This is a genomic window from Actinoplanes oryzae, assembly GCF_030757795.1.
GTDB lineage: Bacteria > Actinomycetota > Actinomycetes > Mycobacteriales > Micromonosporaceae > Actinoplanes.
The window spans coordinates 135,374-156,660 of sequence record NZ_JAUQWH010000003.1 but is presented as its reverse complement, the minus strand read 5'-3'; the positions used below and the strand labels follow the sequence as shown (position 1 = coordinate 156,660).

16 protein-coding genes and 1 pseudogene are annotated in these 21,287 nt (G+C 73.0%); 5 read left to right on the top strand and 12 right to left on the bottom strand.

Annotated features, from left to right (window positions below):
• The 4 genes and pseudogenes from RBH18_RS02505 to RBH18_RS02490 all read right to left on the bottom strand — a co-directional run.
• On the bottom strand, window positions 1–467 hold a 467-nt coding region (locus tag RBH18_RS02505; protein ID WP_306204184.1), incomplete at its 3' end, for a glycosyltransferase.
• Between the two features lie 40 nt (window positions 468–507).
• Window positions 508–2,013 carry an alpha-amylase family glycosyl hydrolase gene (locus RBH18_RS02500; RefSeq protein ID WP_306204183.1) on the bottom strand — a complete coding sequence of 502 codons (1,506 nt, stop codon included), beginning with the start codon at window positions 2,011–2,013 and terminating at the stop codon, window positions 508–510.
• Between the two features lie 204 nt (window positions 2,014–2,217).
• Window positions 2,218–3,327: pseudogene (locus RBH18_RS02495) on the bottom strand (fatty acid desaturase family protein); the annotation flags it as partial.
• 8 nt (window positions 3,328–3,335) lie between these two features.
• Window positions 3,336–4,409, bottom strand: coding sequence for a ferredoxin reductase (locus RBH18_RS02490; protein WP_306204182.1), 1,074 nt, complete (start codon window positions 4,407–4,409; stop codon window positions 3,336–3,338).
• Window positions 4,410–4,485: 76 nt separating this feature from the next.
• Between RBH18_RS02490 and RBH18_RS02485 the strand changes: the two genes are divergently transcribed.
• Complete coding sequence (locus tag RBH18_RS02485; RefSeq protein ID WP_372338840.1) at window positions 4,486–5,748, top strand: helix-turn-helix domain-containing protein; 1,263 nt, start codon at window positions 4,486–4,488, stop codon at window positions 5,746–5,748.
• A gap of 4 nt (window positions 5,749–5,752) precedes the next feature.
• On the opposite strand, the gene RBH18_RS02480 is transcribed toward RBH18_RS02485, so the two are convergent.
• The gene (locus RBH18_RS02480) at window positions 5,753–6,346 is read right to left on the bottom strand and encodes a hypothetical protein (protein ID WP_306204181.1); all 594 of its coding nucleotides are present in this window, start codon (window positions 6,344–6,346) and stop codon (window positions 5,753–5,755) included.
• Between the two features lie 108 nt (window positions 6,347–6,454).
• Here RBH18_RS02480 and RBH18_RS02475 point away from each other — a divergent pair, with 108 nt between their 5' ends.
• Window positions 6,455–7,480, top strand: a complete 1,026-nt coding sequence (locus RBH18_RS02475; protein ID WP_306204180.1) for an aldo/keto reductase — start codon at window positions 6,455–6,457, stop codon at window positions 7,478–7,480.
• On the opposite strand, the gene RBH18_RS02470 is transcribed toward RBH18_RS02475, so the two are convergent.
• Entirely contained in the window at window positions 7,477–8,643 is a 1,167-nt protein-coding gene (locus RBH18_RS02470; RefSeq protein WP_456237623.1) for a histidine kinase, read from the bottom strand. The genes RBH18_RS02475 and RBH18_RS02470 overlap by 4 nt on opposite strands.
• Window positions 8,644–8,708: 65 nt before the next feature.
• Here RBH18_RS02470 and RBH18_RS02465 point away from each other — a divergent pair, with 65 nt between their 5' ends.
• Window positions 8,709–9,362, top strand: a complete 654-nt coding sequence (locus RBH18_RS02465) for a hypothetical protein (RefSeq protein WP_306204178.1) — start codon at window positions 8,709–8,711, stop codon at window positions 9,360–9,362.
• On the opposite strand, the gene RBH18_RS02460 is transcribed toward RBH18_RS02465, so the two are convergent.
• Window positions 9,282–9,863 (bottom strand): DUF6518 family protein, encoded by a 582-nt coding sequence (locus RBH18_RS02460; RefSeq protein WP_306204177.1) that lies wholly within the window; start codon window positions 9,861–9,863, stop codon window positions 9,282–9,284. The genes RBH18_RS02465 and RBH18_RS02460 overlap by 81 nt on opposite strands.
• Window positions 9,864–9,957: 94 nt before the next feature.
• Between RBH18_RS02460 and RBH18_RS02455 the strand changes: the two genes are divergently transcribed.
• Complete coding sequence (locus RBH18_RS02455) at window positions 9,958–11,517, top strand: nucleotidyl transferase AbiEii/AbiGii toxin family protein (protein ID WP_306204176.1); 1,560 nt, start codon at window positions 9,958–9,960, stop codon at window positions 11,515–11,517.
• A 9-nt stretch (window positions 11,518–11,526) separates the two neighbouring features.
• On the opposite strand, the gene RBH18_RS02450 is transcribed toward RBH18_RS02455, so the two are convergent.
• The 3 genes from RBH18_RS02450 to RBH18_RS02440 all read right to left on the bottom strand — a co-directional run bounded on the left by RBH18_RS02450 (window position 11,527) and on the right by RBH18_RS02440 (window position 17,046).
• A complete protein-coding gene (locus RBH18_RS02450; protein WP_306204175.1) occupies window positions 11,527–12,861 on the bottom strand; it encodes a hypothetical protein in 1,335 nt (444 codons plus the stop codon).
• Between the two features lie 149 nt (window positions 12,862–13,010).
• Window positions 13,011–16,127: an isoleucine--tRNA ligase gene (gene ileS, locus RBH18_RS02445; RefSeq protein WP_306204174.1), complete on the bottom strand. Its 3,117-nt coding sequence runs from the start codon at window positions 16,125–16,127 to the stop codon at window positions 13,011–13,013.
• Between the two features lie 292 nt (window positions 16,128–16,419).
• On the bottom strand, window positions 16,420–17,046 hold the full coding sequence (locus tag RBH18_RS02440; protein ID WP_306204173.1) for a TetR/AcrR family transcriptional regulator: 627 nt from the start codon (window positions 17,044–17,046) through the stop codon (window positions 16,420–16,422).
• 93 nt (window positions 17,047–17,139) lie between these two features.
• On the opposite strand from RBH18_RS02440, the gene RBH18_RS02435 reads away from it, so the two are divergent.
• A complete protein-coding gene (locus RBH18_RS02435; protein ID WP_306204172.1) occupies window positions 17,140–18,597 on the top strand; it encodes an MFS transporter in 1,458 nt (485 codons plus the stop codon).
• 3 nt (window positions 18,598–18,600) lie between these two features.
• Here the strand turns inward: RBH18_RS02435 and RBH18_RS02430 are convergent, their stop codons facing one another.
• A complete protein-coding gene (locus tag RBH18_RS02430; protein WP_306204171.1) occupies window positions 18,601–19,428 on the bottom strand; it encodes a siderophore-interacting protein in 828 nt (275 codons plus the stop codon).
• 368 nt (window positions 19,429–19,796) lie between these two features.
• Window positions 19,797–21,218 (bottom strand): dihydrolipoyl dehydrogenase family protein, encoded by a 1,422-nt coding sequence (locus tag RBH18_RS02425; RefSeq protein WP_306204170.1) that lies wholly within the window; start codon window positions 21,216–21,218, stop codon window positions 19,797–19,799.
• Window positions 21,219–21,287: the final 69 nt, after the last annotated feature.

The window sequence follows — 21,287 nt, the reverse complement described above, 5'->3', positions numbered from 1 at the left end:
GCGGCCCGGAACGGCTCGGACCCGTACGCCCGGACCAGCCGCTCGTGCACCCGCCCCGTCCAGCGCAGGATCCCGGGCCGGTAGATCCGGGTCTCCCGCTGCTGGTACGGGTTCGCGTGGTGCGCGTCGTCGACGGTGACGGTCAGCGCCTCCGCGGTGGCCGTGGCCAGGAACCGCCGCAGCGCCGGAGGATCGGCCGTCACCCGGTGATCCGCGTCCGCGGCGAGGACCCATTGCGCCCGTACGCCCGCCGCGGCCGCGTTCCGGGCGGCGGAGAAGTCGTCCGACCACTCGCCCCGCGTCACGTGGACGCCGTAGCGCGCGGCGATCGCGGGTGTGCCGTCGGCCGACCCCGTGTCGTGCACGTGGATCTCGTCGGCGATCCCCTTCAGGAACTCCAGGCACGCGGGCAGCATCCGGGCCTCGTCCCGGACGATCACCACGGCGGCCAGCAGCGGTCGTTCCACGTCTAGATCTTCGGCGCGGCCCCGGAAAGCCTGAGGCGGGTCACGCCTCCCGCAGCCGGATCCACGCAGCGGCATCCGGCGGCAGCCAGCCGTCGCTGGTCAGCGGGTCGCTCGCCAGCAGCACCTCGCCGGCCGGCAGCGGCACCGCCCGCGTCCCCATGGCGATCACCAGCGCGAACCAGCCCGCGCGCACGGCCAGCAGCGCCTCGTCGGCTCCGACGGTCCAGGCGACGTCGTCATCGGGGGAGAAGGGCAACGCCGCCCGCAGCGCCAGCGCCCGCCGAGTCAGGACCAGCGCGGGCGGATCCGACTCCACGGCATGCTCGCCCCATCCGGGCGGAAAGGGGAGCCACGGCGGCGCGAGCGAGAACCCGTACGGCGGATCGGGGGTCCAGGGCAACGGCACCCGGCATCCGTCCCGGCTCATCCCGGATCGCACCCAGGCGGGATCCTGGCGGGCGCCGGGCGGGACGTCCACCTCCGGCAGGCCGAGCTCCTGGCCCTGATACAGGTACGCCGCCCCGGGCAGCCCGAGGATCGCGAGGATCGCCGCCCGGGCGCGCGCCGGGGAGCCGTACCGGGTGGGGGTCCGCACGACGTCGTGGTTCTCCACCACCCACGTCACGCCGCCCGGCGTCCCGGCGAGCAGCTCGGTCCCCGTCGCCGCCCACGCCCGCGCGTCCCAGGGCGCCACGACCAGCCCGAAGGCGAACACCTGGTGCAGCAGCTCCGGCCCGGTGTACCCGGCCGCGCGCGCCGGCGGCAGGTTGACCTCGCCGACGAGGACGCGCGGCGGATCGTACGAGTCCGCGATCCGCCGCCAGCGCCGGTGGATGTCATGCACCTCGGGCCGGTCCGAGGCGAGCGTGTTGGCGCGCAGGCGCATCGGCTCCATCGCGTCCGGGTCCGGCAGGTCGGGCAGCCCCGGCGCCTTCACCATCCCGTACGCCACGTCGATGCGCAGCCCGTCGACGCCCCGGTCGAACCAGAACCGCAGCACGTCGTCGAAGAGCTCGTGCGTGCGCGGGTCGTCCCAGTTCCAGTCCGGCTGCGCGGAGTCGTACAGGTGCAGGTACCACTGGCCGTCCGGCACCCGGGTCCAGGCCGGCCCGCCGAAGACGCTGGGCCAGTTGTTCGGCGGCTGCGCACCGCCGGGGCCGCGGCCGTCGGCGAAGTGGAACCGCTCCCGGCCGGCACCGGCCAGGGCGGCCCGGAACAGCGGGTGCGCCACCGAGCAGTGGTTCGGCACCACGTCGATGAGCACCCGCAGGCCCAGCCCGTGCGCCCGGGTCAGCAGCGCGTCGAAGGCGTCCAGGTCCCCGAAGAGCGGATCCACGCCGGTGTAGTCGGCGACGTCGTACCCGTGATCGGCCTGCGGCGAGGGCTGGAACGGCGTCAGCCAGATCGCGTCCGCGCCCAGCCCGGCGACGTGATCGAGGCGGGCGGTGATCCCGGCCAGGTCGCCGACCCCGTCAGCGTCGGAGTCGGCGAACGACCGCGGATAGATCTGGTAGACGACGGCATCCCGCCACCACGCGTCGCGCATGGTGGCAGGAGACCACAATCGTCAGGACTTCGCAGGAGTCGCCGCGGCCGAAGCGGCGGCAGCAGCGGCGGCGTTGGACGCAGCGGCAGCGGCGTTGGATGCGGCGGCGGTCACGGTGGACGCGGCGGCGGTCACCGCGGCGGCCACCGGCTCGGCGCGCTTCCAGCGCTGGGCCTTCGGGGCGGCCGGGTCGATCTTCTTGCGCGCCGGGCGCTCGGTCGCCGGGCCGCGGTCGGGCAGCGCCAGGCGGAAGACCTTGGCCCACGCGGAGCCGACCTGCTTGGGCAGCGGGCCGGTCACATACTTGAGGTCGTACTTCTCGAAGAGCGCGCGGATCTTCGGGGCGATCTCGGCGTACCGGTTGCTCGGCAGGTCCGGGAAGAGGTGGTGCTCGATCTGGTGGGACAGGTTGCCGGTCATGATGTGCATGGCCTTGCTGCCGCTGATGTTGGCCGAGCCGAGCATCTGGCGCAGGTACCACTCGCCGCGGGTCTCGCCCTCGATGGACGTACGCTCGAAGGTCTCGACGCCCTGCGGGAAGTGGCCGCACATGATGACCGAGTGGGTCCACAGGTTGCGGATCAGGTTGGCCGTCGCGTTGGCCGCGATCGTGTGCAGGAAGGACGGCCCGGACAACGCGGGGTGGATGACGTAGTCCTTGAGCATCTGCTTGCCGATCTTGTTCCGGGTCTTCCGGAGGGCGGCGCGGAACTTCGGGTCCTGACGGCGCTTCTTGGTCTTGAGGTTGCGGCCCAGCTCGAGGTCGTAGGCCGCGATGCCGTACTCGAAGAAGCAGGCGTTGATGAAGTTGTAGAGCGGCTGGCCGAGCAGGGCCGGGCTCCACGGCTGGTTCTCGTCGACGCGCATGATGCCGTAGCCGAGGTCGTTGTCCTTGCCGACCACGTTCGTGTACGTGTGGTGCAGCTCGTTGTGCGAGTGCTTCCATTGCTCGGCGGGCGACGCGTTGTCCCACTCCCACTTCGTCGAGTGGATCTTCGGGTCGCGCATCCAGTCCCACTGGCCGTGCATGACGTTGTGGCCGATCTCCATGTTCTCGAGGATCTTGGCGATCGACAGGCCGGCCGTGCCCAGGATCCACGCCGGCGGGAAGAGCGAGAAGAGCAGCACCGCGCGGCTGCCCAGCTCCAGCCCGCGCTGCGTGCGGATGACCTTCCGGATGTACGCGGCGTCGCGCTCCCCGCGGCTCTCGATCACCTCGTCGCGGATGGCGTCGAGCTCGCGGCCGATCTGCTCGATGTCCTCGGGCGTGAGGTGGGCGATCGGGTTGGTTTCCTTGCGCTGCATGGTGGTCATAAGCAGTCCTAGAGCTCGATGCGGCAGGGGCCGGCGGCGGCGTTGATGCAGGTCTGGATGGGGATGTCGTCCCCGGGCTCGGCGACGGTCACGGTCCCGTCGCGCAGGTCGCGTACGGCACCCTCGCGCAGGGGCAGCACGCACTTGAAGCAGATGCCCATCCGGCAGCCGGAGGGCATGAGCACCCCGGCGGCCTCCCCGGCGTCGAGGATGGGCTCGGCGCCGGAGGCGGGGACCGTCTTCCCCGTACGGGCGAAGGTGACCTCGCCCCCGGCGGACGCGTCACCGACCACCACGGGCCGGAACCGCTCGGTACGCAGGCGGGCGGCGGCACCGGCCTGCGCCCAGTGGGCCTCGAGGTCGTCGAGGAGCTCGTTGGGGCCGCACGCCCACGCCTGGCGCTCCAGCAGGTCGGGGACGAGGTCGTCGAGGTCGGCGGGCTTGATCCGGCCCTGCTCGGCGGTGTGCCGCTCGATCAGCCGGATCCGGCCCTCGGCGGCCAGCTTGCGCAGGTCGTTGCCGAAGACCACATCCCCGGGGGTACGCGCGGAGTGCACCACGACCACGTCGCGCAGCCGGTCCAGGTGGCCGCGCAGCATGCCCATGACCGGCGTGACCCCGCTGCCGGCCGTCACGAACAAGGCCTTGTCCGGGGTTTGTTCGCCGAGGGTGAAGTCGCCGGCCGGCAGGTCGAGGTGCACGATCGTGCCCGGCTTCGTGTAGCGCACCAGGTGCGTGCTGACCGCGCCGCCGGGCACCTCGTTGACGGTCACGGAGAACCGGCCGTCGCGCAGCCCGGGGACGCTCGTCACGGAGTAGGAGCGCCACAGCCGGACACCGTTGACGTCCACGCCCAGCCGCACGTACTGGCCGGGGGTGTGCGGCCGCCAGCCCACGCCGGGGCGCAGCAGCAGCGAGGCGCTCCGGGCCGTCTCCGGCCGGACCGATTCGATCTTGGCGCGCAGGACCGTGCGGTTGCGCAGCGGAGCGACTGCGTCGAGATAGTCGGTGGGAACCACCGGCGTCGTGATGAGTTCCACGACCCGCCAGGCCCCGTTGCGAAGCGCGTGCGTGACTGCCATCACTCAAGGGTGCTGTGTGCGGGGAGCAAAGTCCTGACCGACAGAAGGGAATTGTCGGCCGGGTTATTGTTCGCAGGTGACAAGTTTGAGCTTCCGATTGTCGGACAAGGTGGTCGCCCCGCTCGCGCACGCGCTGCCCGACGTCGCCCAGCTGGCCATCGAGGCGATCACCTCGGAGGTGCCGGCCTACCGCGAGGCGTTCGCCGGGGAGATGGGCGGCAAGATCGAGAAGGCGGTCCGGGCGGCGCTCGGCACGTTCCTCAAGCTGGTCGCCCGGGCGGAGGGCCCCGACCCGGGCTCGCCGCTCGCGCCGGCGCTCGAGGCCGCGTACGCGCTGGGCAGGGGAGAGGCACGCCAGGGCCGCAGCCTCGACGCGCTGCTGGCGGCGTACCGGGTCGGGGCCCGGGTCGCCTGGCGCGAGCTCGCCGCGATCAGCGTGCGCAGCGGCCAGCCCGCGTCCACCATCGCCCACTTCGCCGAGCTGGTCTTCGCCTACATCGACGAGCTCTCCGCCGCCAGCGTCACCGGCCACGCCGACGAGCTGGCCCTCTCCGGCCGCGAGCGCCGGCGCCGCCTCGAGCGCCTCGCCCAGGTCCTGCTGGCCGGCGAGCCCCCGCAGGTCGTCGCGGCCGCCGCCGAGCAGGCCGACTGGCAGCCCCCGCAGACGCTGACGGCCGTCCTGCTGCCCGCCAGCGCCAGCCGCTCGATCGTCGACCTCCTCGACGCCCGGACCCTCCACGTCCCCGGCGACGACCGGACGACGGTCCTGCTCGTGCCGGACGCCTCCCGCGCCCCGCTCCTGGGCCTGCTCGCCGCCGAACGCGCCGTCGTCGGCCCGGCCCGCCCGTGGCTGCAGGTCCGCGACTCGCTCGACCGGGCCACCCGGGTCGCCCGCATCGCCGGCTCGTCCGCGTCGGGCTCGTCCGCGTCGGGCTCCTCCGCCGCCGGCTCCTCCGCCGCCGGCTCGTCCGCCGCCGGCTCGTCCGCCGCCGGCTCGCCCGCCTCCGGTCACTCCGCCGGCGTCCTCGACGCCGAGGACCACCTGGTCGAGCTGGTCGTCGGCGCCGACGCCCGCGGCCTCGCCGACCTGCGCGAGAAGGCCCTGGCCCCGCTGTCCGGCGAGACGGACGCCGCCGCGGCCAAGCTGATCGAGACGCTGCGCAGCTGGCTCCTGCACCAGGGCCGCCGCGAGGACGTCGCCGCCGACCTCTTCGTCCACCCCCAGACGGTCCGCTACCGCATGACCCGCCTCCGCGACATCTACGGCGACCGGCTCAGGGATCCGGCCTGGATCCTGCTGCTCACGGTCGCCCTGGCCGTCCCCGACCCCCAGGGATGACGTCTCAGCCGGCCTCCTGCGCCCGCTTCCACCCCTCGGGGTCGGCGTCGTGCCGCTCGGCCTCGGCGAGCCACTGCTCGTACCCCGTGCCGTCGCCGTGGTAGAGCACCTGCAGGCCGAGCCACGTGATCGGGTCGCGCACCGCGCCGGGCGTCTCCTCGATCCACGGCTGCACCCGCTCGAACGTCTCGTCGAAACCGGCCCGCCCGTCCCGCAGCGCCCGCCACCACGCGTCGACCTTGGCCCGCTCCGGCCCTGGGATCATCCGCTGCGCGGTCCCGTCCATGGGGTAGAACATCGTCAGCCCGTGCTCCACGGCCAGCTCGGCAACCCGATCCAGCGCCGCCTCGACATTCGGCGCCGAGCCGACGCTCATCCAGACATGATCGATCCCGGCGCCGAGCGGAGCCTTCCACGGCTGGTCACCGGCCGCCGAGTCGTCCGGGAAGTCCGCCTGGAGCCCCTCGTAGAAGCCGGCGATCCGCGGGTCGATCTCGCCCTCCACGTGCACGAGGGCGTTGCACCGCTCGACCATCGCCGCGACCTCGGCCGGGTCGGCCCAGTCGTCGATCGCCAGCACATAGACGTCGAATCCCATCGCCACTCTCCTCTGTGCACGGTGCGCCCATCCCACCACGGGGGTACGACAACGGCCGGTGACCCGGCCCGGCGGGAGGGGCAAGATCGACGGGCGTAGCCTTCCGGCATGGATCATCGTCCGCTGGGGCGCACCGGCGTCCGGGTCAGTCCGCTGTGCCTCGGCACCATGATGTTCGGCGCGTGGGGCAACCCCGATCACGACGAGTCGATCCGGATCATGCACGCGGCGCTCGACGCGGGGATCAACTTCGTGGACACCGCGGATCTCTACTCGCACGGGGAGTCCGAGGAGATCGTCGGCAAGGCGCTCGCCGGGCGGCGGGACGACGTCGTGCTGGCCACCAAGTTCCATCACCCGGCGGGCGACGACGTCAACATGCGGGGCAACTCGCGGCGGTGGATCATGCGGGCGGTCGAGGACAGCCTGCGGCGGCTCGGGACCGACCATCTCGATCTCTACCAGGTGCACCGGCCCGACCCGGAGACCGACATCGACGAGACGCTGGGCGCGCTGACCGATCTCGTACGCCAGGGAAAGATCCGCTACTTCGGCACCTCGACCTTCCCGGCGCACCAGATCGTCCAGGCGCAGTGGACGGCCGAGCGGCGCCGGCGGGAGCGGTTCGTCACCGAGCAGCCGCCGTACTCCATCCTGGCGCGCGGCATCGAGGCCGACGTGCTGCCGGTCGCCCAGGAGTACGGGCTGGGCGTCATGACGTGGAGCCCGCTCAACGGCGGCTGGCTGAGCGGCAAGTTCCGCAAGGGCGCCGACCCCGGCAGCAACCGGGCGAAGGGCAGCTGGCTGCCGGAGAAGTACGACATCGGCGACCCCCGGAACGCCGCCAAGCTCGAGGCCGCCGACGCACTCGGCAAGCTGGCCGACGAGGCGGGGCTGTCGCTCGTCCACCTGGCGATCGGGTTCGTCCTCGCCCACCCGGGCGTGACCGCGCCGATCATCGGGCCGCGCACGATGGCCCAGCTGGAGAGCCAGCTCGGCGCGGCGGACGTGCGCCTGAGCGGCGACGTGCTCGACCGGATCGACGAGATCGTGCCGCCGGGCAGGAACCTGTCCGGCGACGACGCCGACTACGTCCCGCCGGCCCTCGCCGACGCGCGGCTGCGGCGGCGCTAAGCCAGGCCCGCGCGGTGGGCCACCACCGCGAGCTGCGTCCGGTCGCGCGCCTGCAATTTCACGAGCAGGCGCCCGACGTACGTGCGGGCGGTGGCCGGGCTCAGGAACAGCGGCAGCTCCGCCTCGAGCACGAAACCCCGCGGCCCCCGGCGCGTGCGCACCCGGCCGCCGAGCTCCGCGGCCCGCTCGGCGAGTCCCGCCAGGCCGTGTCCGGATGCGCCCGCCGCCGTACGGGATCCGTCGTCGGCCACGGTGATCCGCAGCCGCCCACCCTCCTCGGTCACCGACACCTCCACGCGGCTCGCCTCTGCGTGCCGGACGACGTTGGTGACCCCCTCCTGCACGACCCGGTACGCGACCTCGTCGACCGCAGCGGGCAGCTCGGGAAGGACAACCGTGACATCCACGTCGAAGCCGGCCGCCCGCGCGGTGTCCAGCACGGTGTCCAGGTCCGCCAGGGAAACCGGACGCTCCCTCCGCAGCAGGCCCACCGTCGACCGCAACTCCCGAAGCGCCTCCGAAGCCGCCCGTTGCACCTCCCGCAAGGCCGGCCCGGCGTCGTCCGCCTCCCGCGCCACCTCGGCGTGCAGGGAGATCACGGCGAGCGCGTGGCCCAGGGAGTCGTGCAGGTCACGGGCCACGGCAAGGCGTTCCTCGCGTACCCGGGACTCGGTCTCCCGCCGGGCCAGCTCCCGCTGCTGGTCCCGCTGCACCCGGCGGGACCGCACCGCGTCGCCCAGCGCGATCGCGACCACCATGAGGATCAGGTTGGTGGTCAGGTCATATCCCAGGACGAAGCCCGGATCGTCGCCCTCCCGCAGCCGGAACACCAGCGACACCGCGAGCACCCCGGCACTCGTCACGGCGGCGGTCCCGGCCCGGCCCGCGTCGGCGGCCGACCAGAGCGCGGCGGCGAGTGGCACGGCGATACCCACGGCGGGCTGCTCCGCGGCGTAGTACCCGAACAGGCTCAGCGCGGACACCACGAGCACGGCCCGGGGATACGACCGGCGGGCGAGCAGCAGGGCACCCAGTGCGACAGCCCAGGCGTACGCGATCGGGGTGCCGCCCTGGGTGGCGATGACCGTGCCGAGGACTCCCGTCACGACGACGGCGAGCAGGGCATCCATACCCGTGAGCGTACGGCCGGGGAATGTCGTCACGGGTCGACAGCCGGTGTCGTTCGTGGGCGGACGTCCCGCCCCGCAGACGTTCCTATGGTCGGGACATGCGCATCTGGCGGCAGCTGACCGTGTGGCTGCACATTCTCACGTCCGTCGGCTGGATGGCCCAGGCCCTGGCGCTATGCGTCATGCTGGCGACCGGCCTGGCCTCCGGCGACCCGGTCACCCGGCAGGCGTCGACGACCATGGCCCTGGCCACGGACGGGCGGCTGCTCGGGCCGATGGCGGACGCGTCGGCGTACACGGGAATCATGCTGGCGGCAGGGACGGCCTGGGGCTTCTTCCGCTTCTGGTGGGTGGCCGCGAAGCTGGGCATCACCGTGGTGCAGCTCTTCGCCGGCATCTTCCTGCTCTCGCCGCAGCTCCAGGCCTCCGCCGTCGCTGGCCCGCGCCCGCTGCAGGTGGTCGCCACCGCCCTGATGGCCTCGGCGATCGCCTTCCAGGCCTGGCTGTCGGTGGCCAAGCCGTGGGGGCCGCTGCGCCGCGGTCCGCGCCTGCCCACCGCGCCGGCCTGGGTGTTCATGAGCGCGGTGCTCGGTGGCCTGGCCGACCTCGTGCTCGCCCTGATCCTGGGCCACCCGATGCCGCTGCTCTCGATCGTCCTGCTGATCGTCGTGCTAAGCAAACCCCGCCGCGCTGAGAAGCCCATAACCCACGGCCCCCACGGGTACGAGGCACAGCGCGGCCGCCGCCCGTAGCCGCCACGTGGGAGCGACCGCCAGCGTCAGCAGGACGGCGAGCACGAGCCTGACCACGACCACGCCGGCGTCGTCCCGGTCCCGCAGGGCGAGCAGCACCGCCTCGGCCACCAGCACGCCGCCCGGCAGGCTGAGCGCCACGAGCCGGATCCACCCGTCCCGCCGGGCCAGCGCGCCCGCGATCCCGAACACGGCCCCGCCCACGAGGCCGAAACCCATCCACAGCAGCGCGTATCCGGACCACATGTTCGACCAGTCGTCGTGCTGGATGAGCGCCGCCGCCAGGTAGTAGCTCGGCACCGCGACGATCAGCAGCACCATGGCGGCGGCAGCGGAGGTCGGCAGGCCCCACCGGGCGAGGTAGGCCAGCAGGAAGGCGGCCACCGCCCAGATCGCCATGCTGTTGCCGAGGTCCCCGAGCGGCCACGGCACGTACTTGATCCAGACGAAGTCCAGGAACCCGAGCAGAAACCCGGCGCCGGCCGCCCGCACGATCTTCATGCCGACGATCGTAGGGACGCCGGTCCGCGGGCAAATCGGACCGGCGGCGGAACCCGGTCGCGTGGCCTGCGACTTTCGGCCTATTGTCGCGAGCGTGGAGATCAGCGGGGACTTCGAGGCGCATCTGACCGTGCACTCGCACAAGGCCGGGCAGCTGGCCGCGTTCGCGGAGGAGCACGGGCTCGCGTGGGTGCACATCCGCCTCGACCGGGGCAGCTGGTCGTCGCAGCCGATGCTCACCCTCACCGGCAGCGGCACCCTCGACGAGATGCGCGCCCTGGTGGCCGGCTGGGCCGGACGCCTGAACGCGGCGGGCCTGGAAACGCTCCGGACGAAGATCGAGGCCACGCCCTGGGCGACCGGCGTCCCCGCCACCGACGAGCAGGCCGCCGCCGCGCCGGACCGCTACTTCGAGCACCACGTGAAGCTCCTCCTGCCGGAGGGCGCGACGAGCCTCGCGGCCGTCGGCGAGGTGGCCGACCGCCACCACGCCCGGATGTCCCGCAACGCCCGGTCCCGCCCGCGGCCGGGCACGCAGACCCGCTTCGTCAACCAGCGCTGCTACGACGCGGGCCGCGCCACCGCCACCGAGCACCTGGACCGCCTCGTCGCCGACCTGCGCGCCGGCGGCCACGAGATCCTGTCGGTCGAGCAGGAGTACGTCGTCGAGGACAGCCGGATCATCCTCGACGCGTCCTGGCTGTCCCGCGACACCTTCGCGAGCGACCGGCCCGTCGAGGAGTGGGACACGCGGCGCACCGAGGTGCCGACGCTCCGCCGGGGCTTCCCGCCCACCTACCGGCCGTTGCCCAGGACCGCGCAGGTCAGCCAGCGCGGCGTCTTCGACCCGGCGCTGCGCAACTACGCGGCCGGATACACCACGGCCGAGCCGGTCTTCGCCGACCCGGCCGCCGCCCGGCGCTGGACTGCCGCCCGTACCGAGGCGCTGCACCACGCCCTCGCGGCGATCGCGCGCAGCCCCTGGGCCGACCACCTCGTGCTGCGCGGCAGCCTCACCCTCGCGGCCTGGCTGGGCGAGGCCGCCCGCGCCCCGAAGGACCTCGACTTCGTGGTCGTGGCCCCGTCGCCGCCGAGCGACCTGCTCGACGGGGTCGTCGCGGCGCTCACCGACCTGCCCGGGGCGGGTCTGCGGCCGGACGAGGCGGTGCGGACGGCGATCTGGACCTACGAGCGCGCGGACGGGCAACGCCTGGTCATTCCGGTCGCCGTCGAGGGCGGCTCGGACACGGCCGTGCAGATCGATTTCGTCTTCGGCGAGAAGCTGCCCGCCCCGCCGCGTCCCCTGATCCTGCCGGGCGCCGACCGCCCGGTGCCGGCCGCGACCGCCCCGCAGTCCCTGGCCTGGAAGCTGCGCTGGCTGGCCGACGACCAGTTCCCCCAGGGCAAGGACCTCTACGACGCGGTCCTGCTCGCCGAGCACGTCCTCACGGACCCGGAGCTGACTGCCGAGTTCCGCAGCCCCGAGCTGGCGGCGGACGCCCGCGCCCTCGACCCGGTGGCCCTGCTCGACGACCTCACCGAACTGGACATCGACTGGCCCAACTTCCAGGAGGACTACCACACAGTCGAGGGCACCTGCGACCAATGGACCCGCCGCCTCGCCGTCGCCCTGGAAACCCTGCACCGCGGCTGACCCGCCCGCTCACCCCATCATGATCAGGTGCGGCTCCAGCCCACTGCGGGCCGGCATGCCCGGTGGCAGCGCCGGGCGGACCCGCCGCCGGACCGCTTCGGCCGCGCTCTCGTCGTACGTCTCGTAGCTCGGCGTGGCCTGCAGCCAGTGCCGGCCCGACGCCAGCCGCTCGCCGATCTCGGGCACGCCCACGGTGACCCAGCCGTAGCCGCGCAGGGTGGCGGGCTGGGCGACCCCGGCGACCGGGTCGCGGTAGAGCAGCCGCTCGAACAGCGTCTCCCAGCCCAGCCGGTGCGCCGGTGTGATCTCGGCATATCCCACCGGGAACCGCTCGGCGAAGTCCCGCAGCAGGTCCCGGGCGCGCGCGGCGCCGAGCCGGGGGCCGCCGAGCCGCAAGGACCAGCCGCCGTTCCGGTGCCGGACGGCGTGGGCCAGCAGCTCCGCGGTGTATCCCATGTCGGAGACGACGCTGTACTCGTTGACGCGGCCCAGCCACAGGCGCGGCTCCGGCGTGTCCTCGGCCAGCCTTGCGAGGAACCGCGGCCACACCTCGGCGGTGAGCCGGACGCCGACGCGCTCGTCAGGCGAGAGGCGCAGCGTGCCGACCGGGTCGCCCGGCTTCTCGCCGCCGCCGAACTCGCCCAGCGGCAGAGCCGCGGTGAACCAGTGGCGCAAGGCCGCATCGATGTCGGTCGTGCCCGGCGGGAACGAGGCCAGCACCCGCACCGCGTCGTCACCGGCCGGCCGGCCGTTCGGCTCTCCGTCCGCCTGCCGGTGCATCTCGCACGCGTCCTCGCCGCGCTGGTTCCACCGGTCGGCCTCCGGGTACACCCAGCTGTCCGCGAGCCAGCAGGTCCGGCAGGCGAGCACCTCCAGCAGCTCGACGCCCCGATGCTCCGGGGCCGAGCGCACCCGGACGAGCCCGTCGCGCCCGAGCGGGTAGGACCGCACCGGCACCTCGTCGAACGGCGGCCCGGCCTCGGCGCGTACCCCGTTCGCCCGCAGCCGGCCGAGCAGGTGCGCCAGGTTGGCCCGCGCCTGGGCCACGTCCGCCGTCCGTGCGAACTCCCACACCCACACGGTCTCGCCGTCCGGCGCCACGCACCGCAGATCGACCCCGTGCGGATGACGCTCGGCGGCGGCGTTCACGTCGTACCCGTGCCGGCGGATGAGCTCGCCCAGCCGTGCCCGGTACGCCATCAGCTTGAGCCCGGATCCCCGCGGGCACCGCCCGTCCGCGCACTGCTCGCAGGGCTCGTCCGCCAGCCCGGCGCGCGTCTTGTCCTCGGTGGAGAACCCGGGCCACGCCGCCGCCCGGTCCCCGTGCTCATGATCGCCCGTCACAAGCCCGGCAGCCTACGGCGCGGCCGCGTCGGGCCGGCGTGCAGCCCGGAAAGGCCCGCCCGGGCGTGCCGTTGTCGCGAGCGGCGAACTCGGCAACGCCCGGGCCGGCCTGAAGAAGCCGGGGTGGTGGCGCACCACCACCCCGGGGATCACGCCTTCGTGAGCCAGAAGGTCAGGCCGATGGACTCCTCCGTGAACGGGGTGCCCCAGTCGGGCTCGCCGGCCGCGTAGTCGGTGGCGAGCACCTCGTCGGAGACCAGGTCGCGGTGCTCCTCCAGGGCGGCGGCCGTTTCCTCGGAGGTGGCCGCGTAGCGCAGGACGATGCGGTCGGAGACCTCCAGGCCGCTGGTCTTGCGGGCCTCCTGGATGAGGCGGATGGCGTCGCGGGCCAGGCCGGCTCGCTTGAGCTCCGCGGTCAGGTGGAGGTCCAGGGCCAGGGTGGCGCCCTGCTCGGAGGCCACCGCCCAGCCCTCGCGCGGGGTCTCGGTGATGATGACCTCGTCCGGGGACAGGGACACCGGCGCGCCGTCGAGTTCGACCGTGGCCGTGCCGGCGGCCAGGGCCTCCTTCAGGGCGGCGGCGTCGGCGGCGGCGATGGCCTTGGCGACGTCCTGGACCTGCTTGCCGAAGCGCTTGCCGAGCGGGCGGAAGTTGGCCTTGGCCGTGGTGTCCACGAGCGAGCCGCCCGCCGAGGCCACGTTGAGGACCAGGCCGACGTTGAGCTCGGACGCGATCTCGGCCAGCAGGTCGGGGTGCAGCGCGTCGAAGCCGGGGCCGGACGCCAGGGCGCGCGACAGCGGCTGGCGGGTCTTGACGCCCGACTCGGCGCGGGCCGTGCGGCCCAGCTCGACCAGGCGCCGGACGAGCACCATCTGCTCGCTCAGGGCCGGATCGATCAGCGCCGGGTCGGCGGCCGGGTAGGCGGCCAGGTGCACCGACACCGCGGCGGCGCCGTCGACCGGGGTGACCATGTCCTGCCACACCCGCTCGGTGATGAACGGGGTGATCGGCGCGAGGAGCAGCGTGACCGTGCGGAGCGCCTCGTGCAGGGTGGCGAGGGCGGCCGGGTCGCCTCGCCAGAAGCGGCGGCGGCTGCGGCGCACGTACCAGTTGGACAGGTCGTCGACGAAGGCCGCCAGCAGCTTGCCGGCCTCCTGGGTGTCGAAGCCGGCCATGGCCTCGTCGACCCTGCGGACCAGCAGGTTGAGCTCGGACAGCACCCAGCGGTCGAGCACCGGGCGGTCGCCCGGCGCCGGGTCCGCGTCCGACGGCGACCATGCCGCGGTACGCCCGTAGAGCGCCTGGAAGGCCGCCGTGTTCCAGTAGGTGAGCAGCGTCTTGCGTACCACCTCCTGCAGGGTGTTGTGCCCCACCCGGCGCTGCGCCCAGGGTGACCCGGACGCGGCCATGAACCAGCGCACCGCGTCGGCGCCGTGCCGCTCCAGCAGCGGGATCGGCTCGAGGATGTTGCCCAGGTGCTTGGACATCTTGCGGCCGTCCTCGGCCATGATGTGCCCCAGGCAGACCACGTTCTCGTACGGCGACTTGTCGAACACCAGCGTGCCGATCGCCATCAGCGTGTAGAACCAGCCGCGCGTCTGGTCGATCGCCTCGGAGATGAACTGGGCCGGGAAGCTGCGCTCGAACAGCTCCTTGTTCTTGTACGGGTAGCCGAACTGCGCGAACGGCATGGACCCGCTGTCGTACCAGGCGTCGATGACGTCCGGCACCCGCGTGGCGGTCGCGCCGCACTCGCCGCACGGGAACGTCACGGCGTCGATGAAGGGCCGGTGCGGGTCGAGGCCCGACAGGTCGCTGCCCGTCTTCTCCGACAGCTCCGCCAGCGATCCGACGCACGTCAGGTGGCCCTCGGCGCAGCGCCAGATCGGCAGCGGCGTGCCCCAGTAGCGCGAGCGGGACAGCGCCCAGTCGACGTTGTTCTTGAGCCAGTCGCCGTAGCGGCCGTGCTTGATGGTCTCGGGCTGCCAGTGGGTGGCCTCGTTCTCCCGGATCATCTGCTCGCGGACAGCCGTGGTGCGCACGTACCACGACGGCTGCGCGTAGTAGATGAGGTGCGTGTGGCAGCGCCAGCAGTGCGGGTAGCTGTGCTCGTACTGCAGCTCCCGGAAGAGCAGCCCGCGCGCCTGCAGGTCGGTGACCAGCGCCGGGTCCGCGGCCTTGAAGAACTGGCCGCCGACCAGCGGCAGCTGCGGCTCGAAGGTGCCGTCCGGGCGCACCGGGTTGACCATCGGCAGCCCGTACGCGCGGCAACTCGCGAGGTCGTCCGCGCCGAACGCGGGCGACTGGTGCACGAGACCCGTACCACTGTCGGCGGTGACGTAGGAGGCGAGGATCACGTAGTGCGCGTCCGGGATCTCGACAAGATCGAAGGGCCGGCGGTACGCCCACCGCTCCATCTCCTTGCCCGAGAAGCTCTCCCCGGTCCGCGTCCAGCCCTCGCCGAGCGCCTGCTCGACCAGCTCGTCCGCGACGACCAGCCGCTCGGTCCCGTCGGTCGCGACGACGTAGGTGAACTCGGGGTTCACGGCGACGGCGGTGTTCGACACCAGCGTCCACGGCGTCGTCGTCCACACCACGAGGGCCGCCTCGCCCGCGAGCGGCCCGCTGGTCAGCGGGAAGCGGACGTAGACGGACGGGTCGACATCGGTCTCGTACCCCTGGGCCAGCTCGTGGTCCGACAGCGCCGTCTGGTCCCGCGGGCACCAGGGCGCGACGCGGAAGTCCTCGACGAGCAGCCCCTTGTCGAAGATCTGCTTGAGCGACCACCACACCGACTCCACGTACTCCGGATCCATCGTCCGGTACGCGTCGTCCATGTCGACCCAGTAGCCCATGCGCTCGGTCAGCGCGGCGAACGCGTCGGTGTGCCGGGTCACCGACTCGCGGCACTTCGCGTTGAACTCCGCGATGCCGTACGCCTCGATGTCCTGCTTTCCGGTGAAGCCCAGCTCCTTCTCCACCGCCAGCTCGACGGGCAGCCCGTGGCAGTCCCAGCCGGCCTTGCGGGCGACGTGGAAGCCCTTCATCGTCTTGTAGCGCGGGAACACGTCCTTGAAGACGCGGCTCTCGATGTGGTGCGTGCCGGGCATGCCGTTCGCGGTGGGCGGACCCTCGTAGAAGATCCAGTCCGGGCGCCCCTCGGTCTGCTCCATGCTCCGGTGGAACACGCTGTTCGCGTGCCAGAAGTGCAGCACCTCGTGATCGACCGCGGGCAGGTCGACCTGGGCGGGTACGGGCTTGTACATGAGTCCCTTCCTCCGTCGGGATCGGTCACCAACGGAGGGACGAGGCCTGCGCAGCCCCGCGGTACCACCCTCCTTGACCGCGGACAGTCATCCGCGGCCCCCTCATTTCAGGGGCGCGCTCGGCTCGGAGGGTGATCTTCGCGGCATGCACACCACCGGGCTCCCACCGCCCCCGGCTCGCTCTCGGCTGCGTCCACCGTTACTCGTCCTCGTCAACGCCTCACGCGGACAAAATGGTAGCGCACGCTCGCGCCGCCCCGCGATTCACTTCCGGACCGTCCCCCGGCCGGGCTCAGCGCGCGGCGTCGTCGATGTCGGCGCCGTAGACGAGGCGCAGGATCGCGTCGGTGAGCGTGTCGAGGAGCTTGTCGTCGTCGAAGGCGTCCGGCTCGGCATAGGCGTCGGCGAACGCGATGGTGCGCAGGCGCAGCGCCATCCGGGCGATCAGCTCGGGCGGGCCGCTGACCGTGCGCCCGGCGCGGGCGTCCCGCTCGATGCGCCTGCTGAACATGCTGCAGCCCTCGTCGACCAGTCGGTTGCGGATGTGGGCGACCTCGGGGCCGGGGTCGGGCGTGATGAACGCCTCGCGCAGCCAGCGTCCGTCGACCTTCCATTTCGCCAGGCCCGCGGCCAGGCCCCGGCGCAGGGCGCCCCGGTCGGGGCCGTCGGAGGCGAGCCACTCGGCCGTCTCCTGGTCGCTCTCGGCCAGCCGCTGGTCGACCAGCGCGGCGAGCAGCGCCTGTTTGGACTCGAAATAGAAGTAGAAGCCGGAGCGGGCGATCCCGGCGGCCGCCGCCAGCTCGTCGATCGTGACCTGGCTGATCGATTTCTCCCGGAAGACCGCCCGGGCGGCGTCGATGAGGGCCTGCTCGCGCTGATCACCCTTCGTGGGGGCGCGGCGACTCCGGATGGCTGGCACGCTCCCACCATACCGTCGGCTGCAACCGACGTCACATCGTCAATTTTCGACATGGTGTTGAGAATAGTCGGCTGGGCGTCTACGTTCGGCCGCATGACCTTCAGAACGCGCCTCGCGCTCCCCGTCGCCTGTTACGTGGTGCTGCTCGTGTCGGCGCTGCAGACCCTGGTCGTGCCGGTGGTGGCCGACATCCGGACCGACCTCGGCGTCTCCGTCAGCGCGGCCGGCTGGGTCGTGACCGCCAACCTGCTGGCGGCGGCGGTGCTCACCCCGGTGCTCGGCCGGCTCGGCGACCTGCACGGCCGCCGCCCGGTGATGCTCGGCGTGCTGACCGTGGTGCTGCTCGGCTCGGTGCTCGCCGCCACGACGGCCAGCCTGCCGCTGCTGCTCGTCGCCCGGGTCGCCCAGGCGGCCGCCTTCGGGCTCTTCCCGCTGTCCATCGGCATGCTGCGCGAGGAGCTGCCGGCCACGCGGCTGACCGGCGCGATGGCCCTGGTCAGCGGCATGCTCTCGGTCGGCGCCGGGTTCGGGCTGGTGGTCACCGGCCTGCTGATGCGCGACGGCGGCGACTATCACGACCTGTTCTGGCTGGCCACCGCGATGACCGCGATCGGCCTGGCCGGGGTGTGGTCGCTGCCTCGCCGTGCGGGTGCGGCCACGGGTCGCCTCGACTGGGCGGGCGCCGCGCTGCTCGGTCTCGGCCTGGTGCTGCTGCTCCTGCCCCTGGAGGAGGGCAACGGCTGGGGCTGGGCGTCGGCGCGGGTGCTCGGCTCGCTGGCCGCCGCGGCCGTCGTCCTGACCGCCTTCGTCCTGTTCGAGCGGCGGGTCACGCACCCGCTGGTCAGCCCCCGGATGCTCGGGCACCGCCCGCTCGTGGTGGCCAACCTGACGGGGCTGTTCCTCGGCTTCGCGATGTTCGCGGTCTTCCTGGCCGTCTCCGCGCTGGTGCAGACGCCGCCCGCGATCGCCGGCTACGGCTTCGCCGCCACGGTGCTCGCCGCGAGCCTGGTCTACCTGCTGCCGGGCACGGCGGGCGGGGTGTTCACCGCGCCGCTCGGCGGCCACCTCGTCGCCCGCTTCGGCGCGAAGGCGACGCTGGTGACCGCGGCCGTCCTGGCCGGTGCCGGCTTCGCGATGCTGGCGGTGCTGCACACGGCCACCTGGCAGGTCATCGTGGGCGCGCTGGCGGTCAACACCGCGGTCACACTGGGCTACGCGGCCCTGCCCGCCCTGCTCGTCGCCCACGTCACGCCCGCCGAGACCGGCATCGCGAACAGCGTCAACTCGATCGCCCGCTCGGTCGGCATGTCGCTGGGCACCGCCTTCGTGGTCACCATGACCAGCCGCAACACGATCCCGGGCCCGGTACCGTTGCCGCGCGAGGCCCAGTTCGTGACGGTCTTCGTGGCCGGCGCCGTCCTCGCCGTCCTCGCCGCGGTCATGGTGGCGTGGGCGCTGCCCCGGGTCCGCGAGGCCGCCCTCACCCCGCGCGAGGTCGAGGCGGACGAGGTCCTGGGCGCCGCGGGTCTCGAGGTCCCGGCGCCGCGCTGAGGGTCAGGCGCCCTGCTCGGCCTCGATCTGCTGGTTCCATTCGCGCTTGCTGGACTGCCAGCCGTCCTCGTTCATGCCGCGGCGCCAGTAGCCCGAGACCGACAGCTGCGCCATGGGGATCTGCTTCTCGACGCGGAGCAGGCGGCGGAACTCCTTGACGAAGTTGGCCTCGCCGTGCACGAACGCCTGCACGTCGCCTTCCGGCCATGTCAGCTCGCGGACGGCGCCCACGAGCAGCTCGCCGACCGGGGTGGTGCCGCGGTGCAGCCAGGTGATTTCCGCGTCGGCGGGCGTCTCGAGCTTCTGCTCCTCGGACGCGTCCTCGACCTCGATGAAGGCGTGCACCTTGGCGCCGGCGGGCATCCGCTCGAGCGTCGCGGCGATGGCGGGCAGGGCGCTCTCGTCCCCGGCGATCAGGTGCCACGCCGCGGCGGCATCCGGGGCGTAGGCGCCGCCCGGGCCCATGAACCGCACCACATCGCCGGGCTTGGCGCCGCGCGCCCACGGCCCGGCGATGCCCTCGTCGCCGTGCACCACGAAGTCGAGCCACATCTCCGGCACCTCGGGCAGCCACTTGCGCACGGTGTAGGTCCGCGTGATCGGCCACGCCTCGCGCGGCATGCTCTCCCGGATCGCGCCCATGTCGAACGGCTCGGCATACGCGACGCCCGGCGGCGGGAACAGCACCTTCACGTAGTGGTCGCTGAACTCACCGCACTCCACCGCCGCGAGCCCCGGCCCGCCCACGACGACCCGCACCATGTGCGGTGTGAGCTGCTCGACCCGCGTGACGACGCCTTCCTTGGCGGCGCGGACTGGCCTGTTCGGCATGGGATCACTTCTTCCTGCTCGGGTGGTCGGGGTAAGGCTACCCTTATCGGCCCGGCCGCCCCACGGCCCCGGATAAGAGCGCGCTGGTAAAACCCTGAAAATCAAGAACTGGATGTCGTAGCCGGGTGGGGCGTACGGGCCGTCGCTCACGCCGAGGGCCGCACGCCCCGGGCCAGGGGCGTGGGGCGCCCCTGAGCGGCCCGGGACGCACGGCGACGTGCGTGAGCGGTTGCGCTCAAACCAAAACCCTCGGGCCCGAGCACGCACGGAAGCCGGAGCGGTCGGGCCGGCCGCATTCGCTGGCCCACTGTTCGAGGGTGCGGCCCGGCGGGGCGGTGAGAGCCCCGCCGGACCGGCGCGCGCGAGGGCTACGGGCGGCCGTAGGTCTCGAGGAGGCGGAGCCAGATCTCGTTGATCGTCGGGTAGGCCGGGACCGCGTGCCACAGGCGGTCGAGCGGCACCTCGCCCACCACGGCGATGGTCGCCGCCTGGAGGAGGCCGTCGACGTCGGGGCCGACGAAGGTCATGCCGAGCAGGACCTTGCGCTGCTCGTCGACGATCATGCGGGCCTTGCCCTGGTAGTTGTCGCGGTAGACGCTCGCGCCCGCCACGTTGCCGATCTCGTAGTCGACGACGCGGATGTCGTAGCCGGCCTCGCGGGCCGCGGCCTCGGTCAGGCCGACCGAGGCGATCTCGGGGTCGGTGAAGACGACCTGCGGGACGGCCCGGTGGTCGGCCGTCGCCACGTGCGTGCCCCACGGCTGGTCGGAGACGGGCTTGCCGGTGGCGCGGGCGGTGATGACGTCGCCGGCCGCGCGGGCCTGGTACTTGCCCTGGTGGGTGAGCAGGGCGCGGTGGTTGATGTCGCCGGCCGCGTAGAGCCAGTCGAAGCCCTCGACCAGCAGGGTGTCGTCCGTCGGGAGCCATTCGCCCGGCTTCAGCCCGACCGTCTCGAGGCCGATGTCGGTGCTGCGCGGGGTGCGCCCGGTCGCGACCAGCACCTCCTCGGCCGTCACGGTGCTGCCGTCGCCCAGGGTCAGCGTGACGCCGTCCTCGCCGCGCTCGGCCGACGACGTCGACGTGTTGAGGAGCACCTTGACGCCCTGCTCGGCCAGGGCCGCGGCCAGCATCTCCCCGGCGAAGGGCTCGGAGCCCGCCAGCAGCCCGGTACGCGCGATCAGCGTCACCTCGCAGCCGAAGCTCGCGTACGCGGTGGCCATCTCGACCCCCACCACGCCGCCGCCGATGACCGCGAGGCTGGCCGGGATGTCCTTGGCGCTGGTCGCCTCGCGGCTGGTCCACGGGTCGGCGTCGGCCAGGCCCGGGATGCCCGGGATCAGCGCGTCGGATCCCGTGGCGACGACCACGGCGTGCCGGGCCGTCAGTACGCGCTCGGCACCGTCCTTGGCCGTGACCGTGACCTGCTTGACGCCGCTGAGCCGGCCGTGCCCGCGGGCCAGGGCGATGCCGGCGCTGTCGAGCCAGGAGACCTGGCCGTCGTCCTGCCAGTTGCTGGTGAAGGAGTCGCGGCGCGCGAGGATCGCCTCGACGTCGACCGACCCGGTGATCGCCTCGGCGGCGCCGGCCACGCTGCGGGCCGCGCGCAGCGCCTCGGCCGGGCGCAGCAGCGCCTTGGAGGGCATGCACGCCCAGTACGAGCACTCGCCGCCGACCAGCTCGTGCTCGATCACGATCGTGCTCAGGCCGCCCTTGACGGTCCGGTCGGCCACGTTCTCGCCGACCGGGCCGGCGCCCAGCACGATGACGTCGTACTCATTGGTCTCATCCACGGATCCAGGCTAGGGACGAGGGCAACCCCGTGTGGCCCGGGGCGGTCAAAGTCACCACGAGAGGGCGCA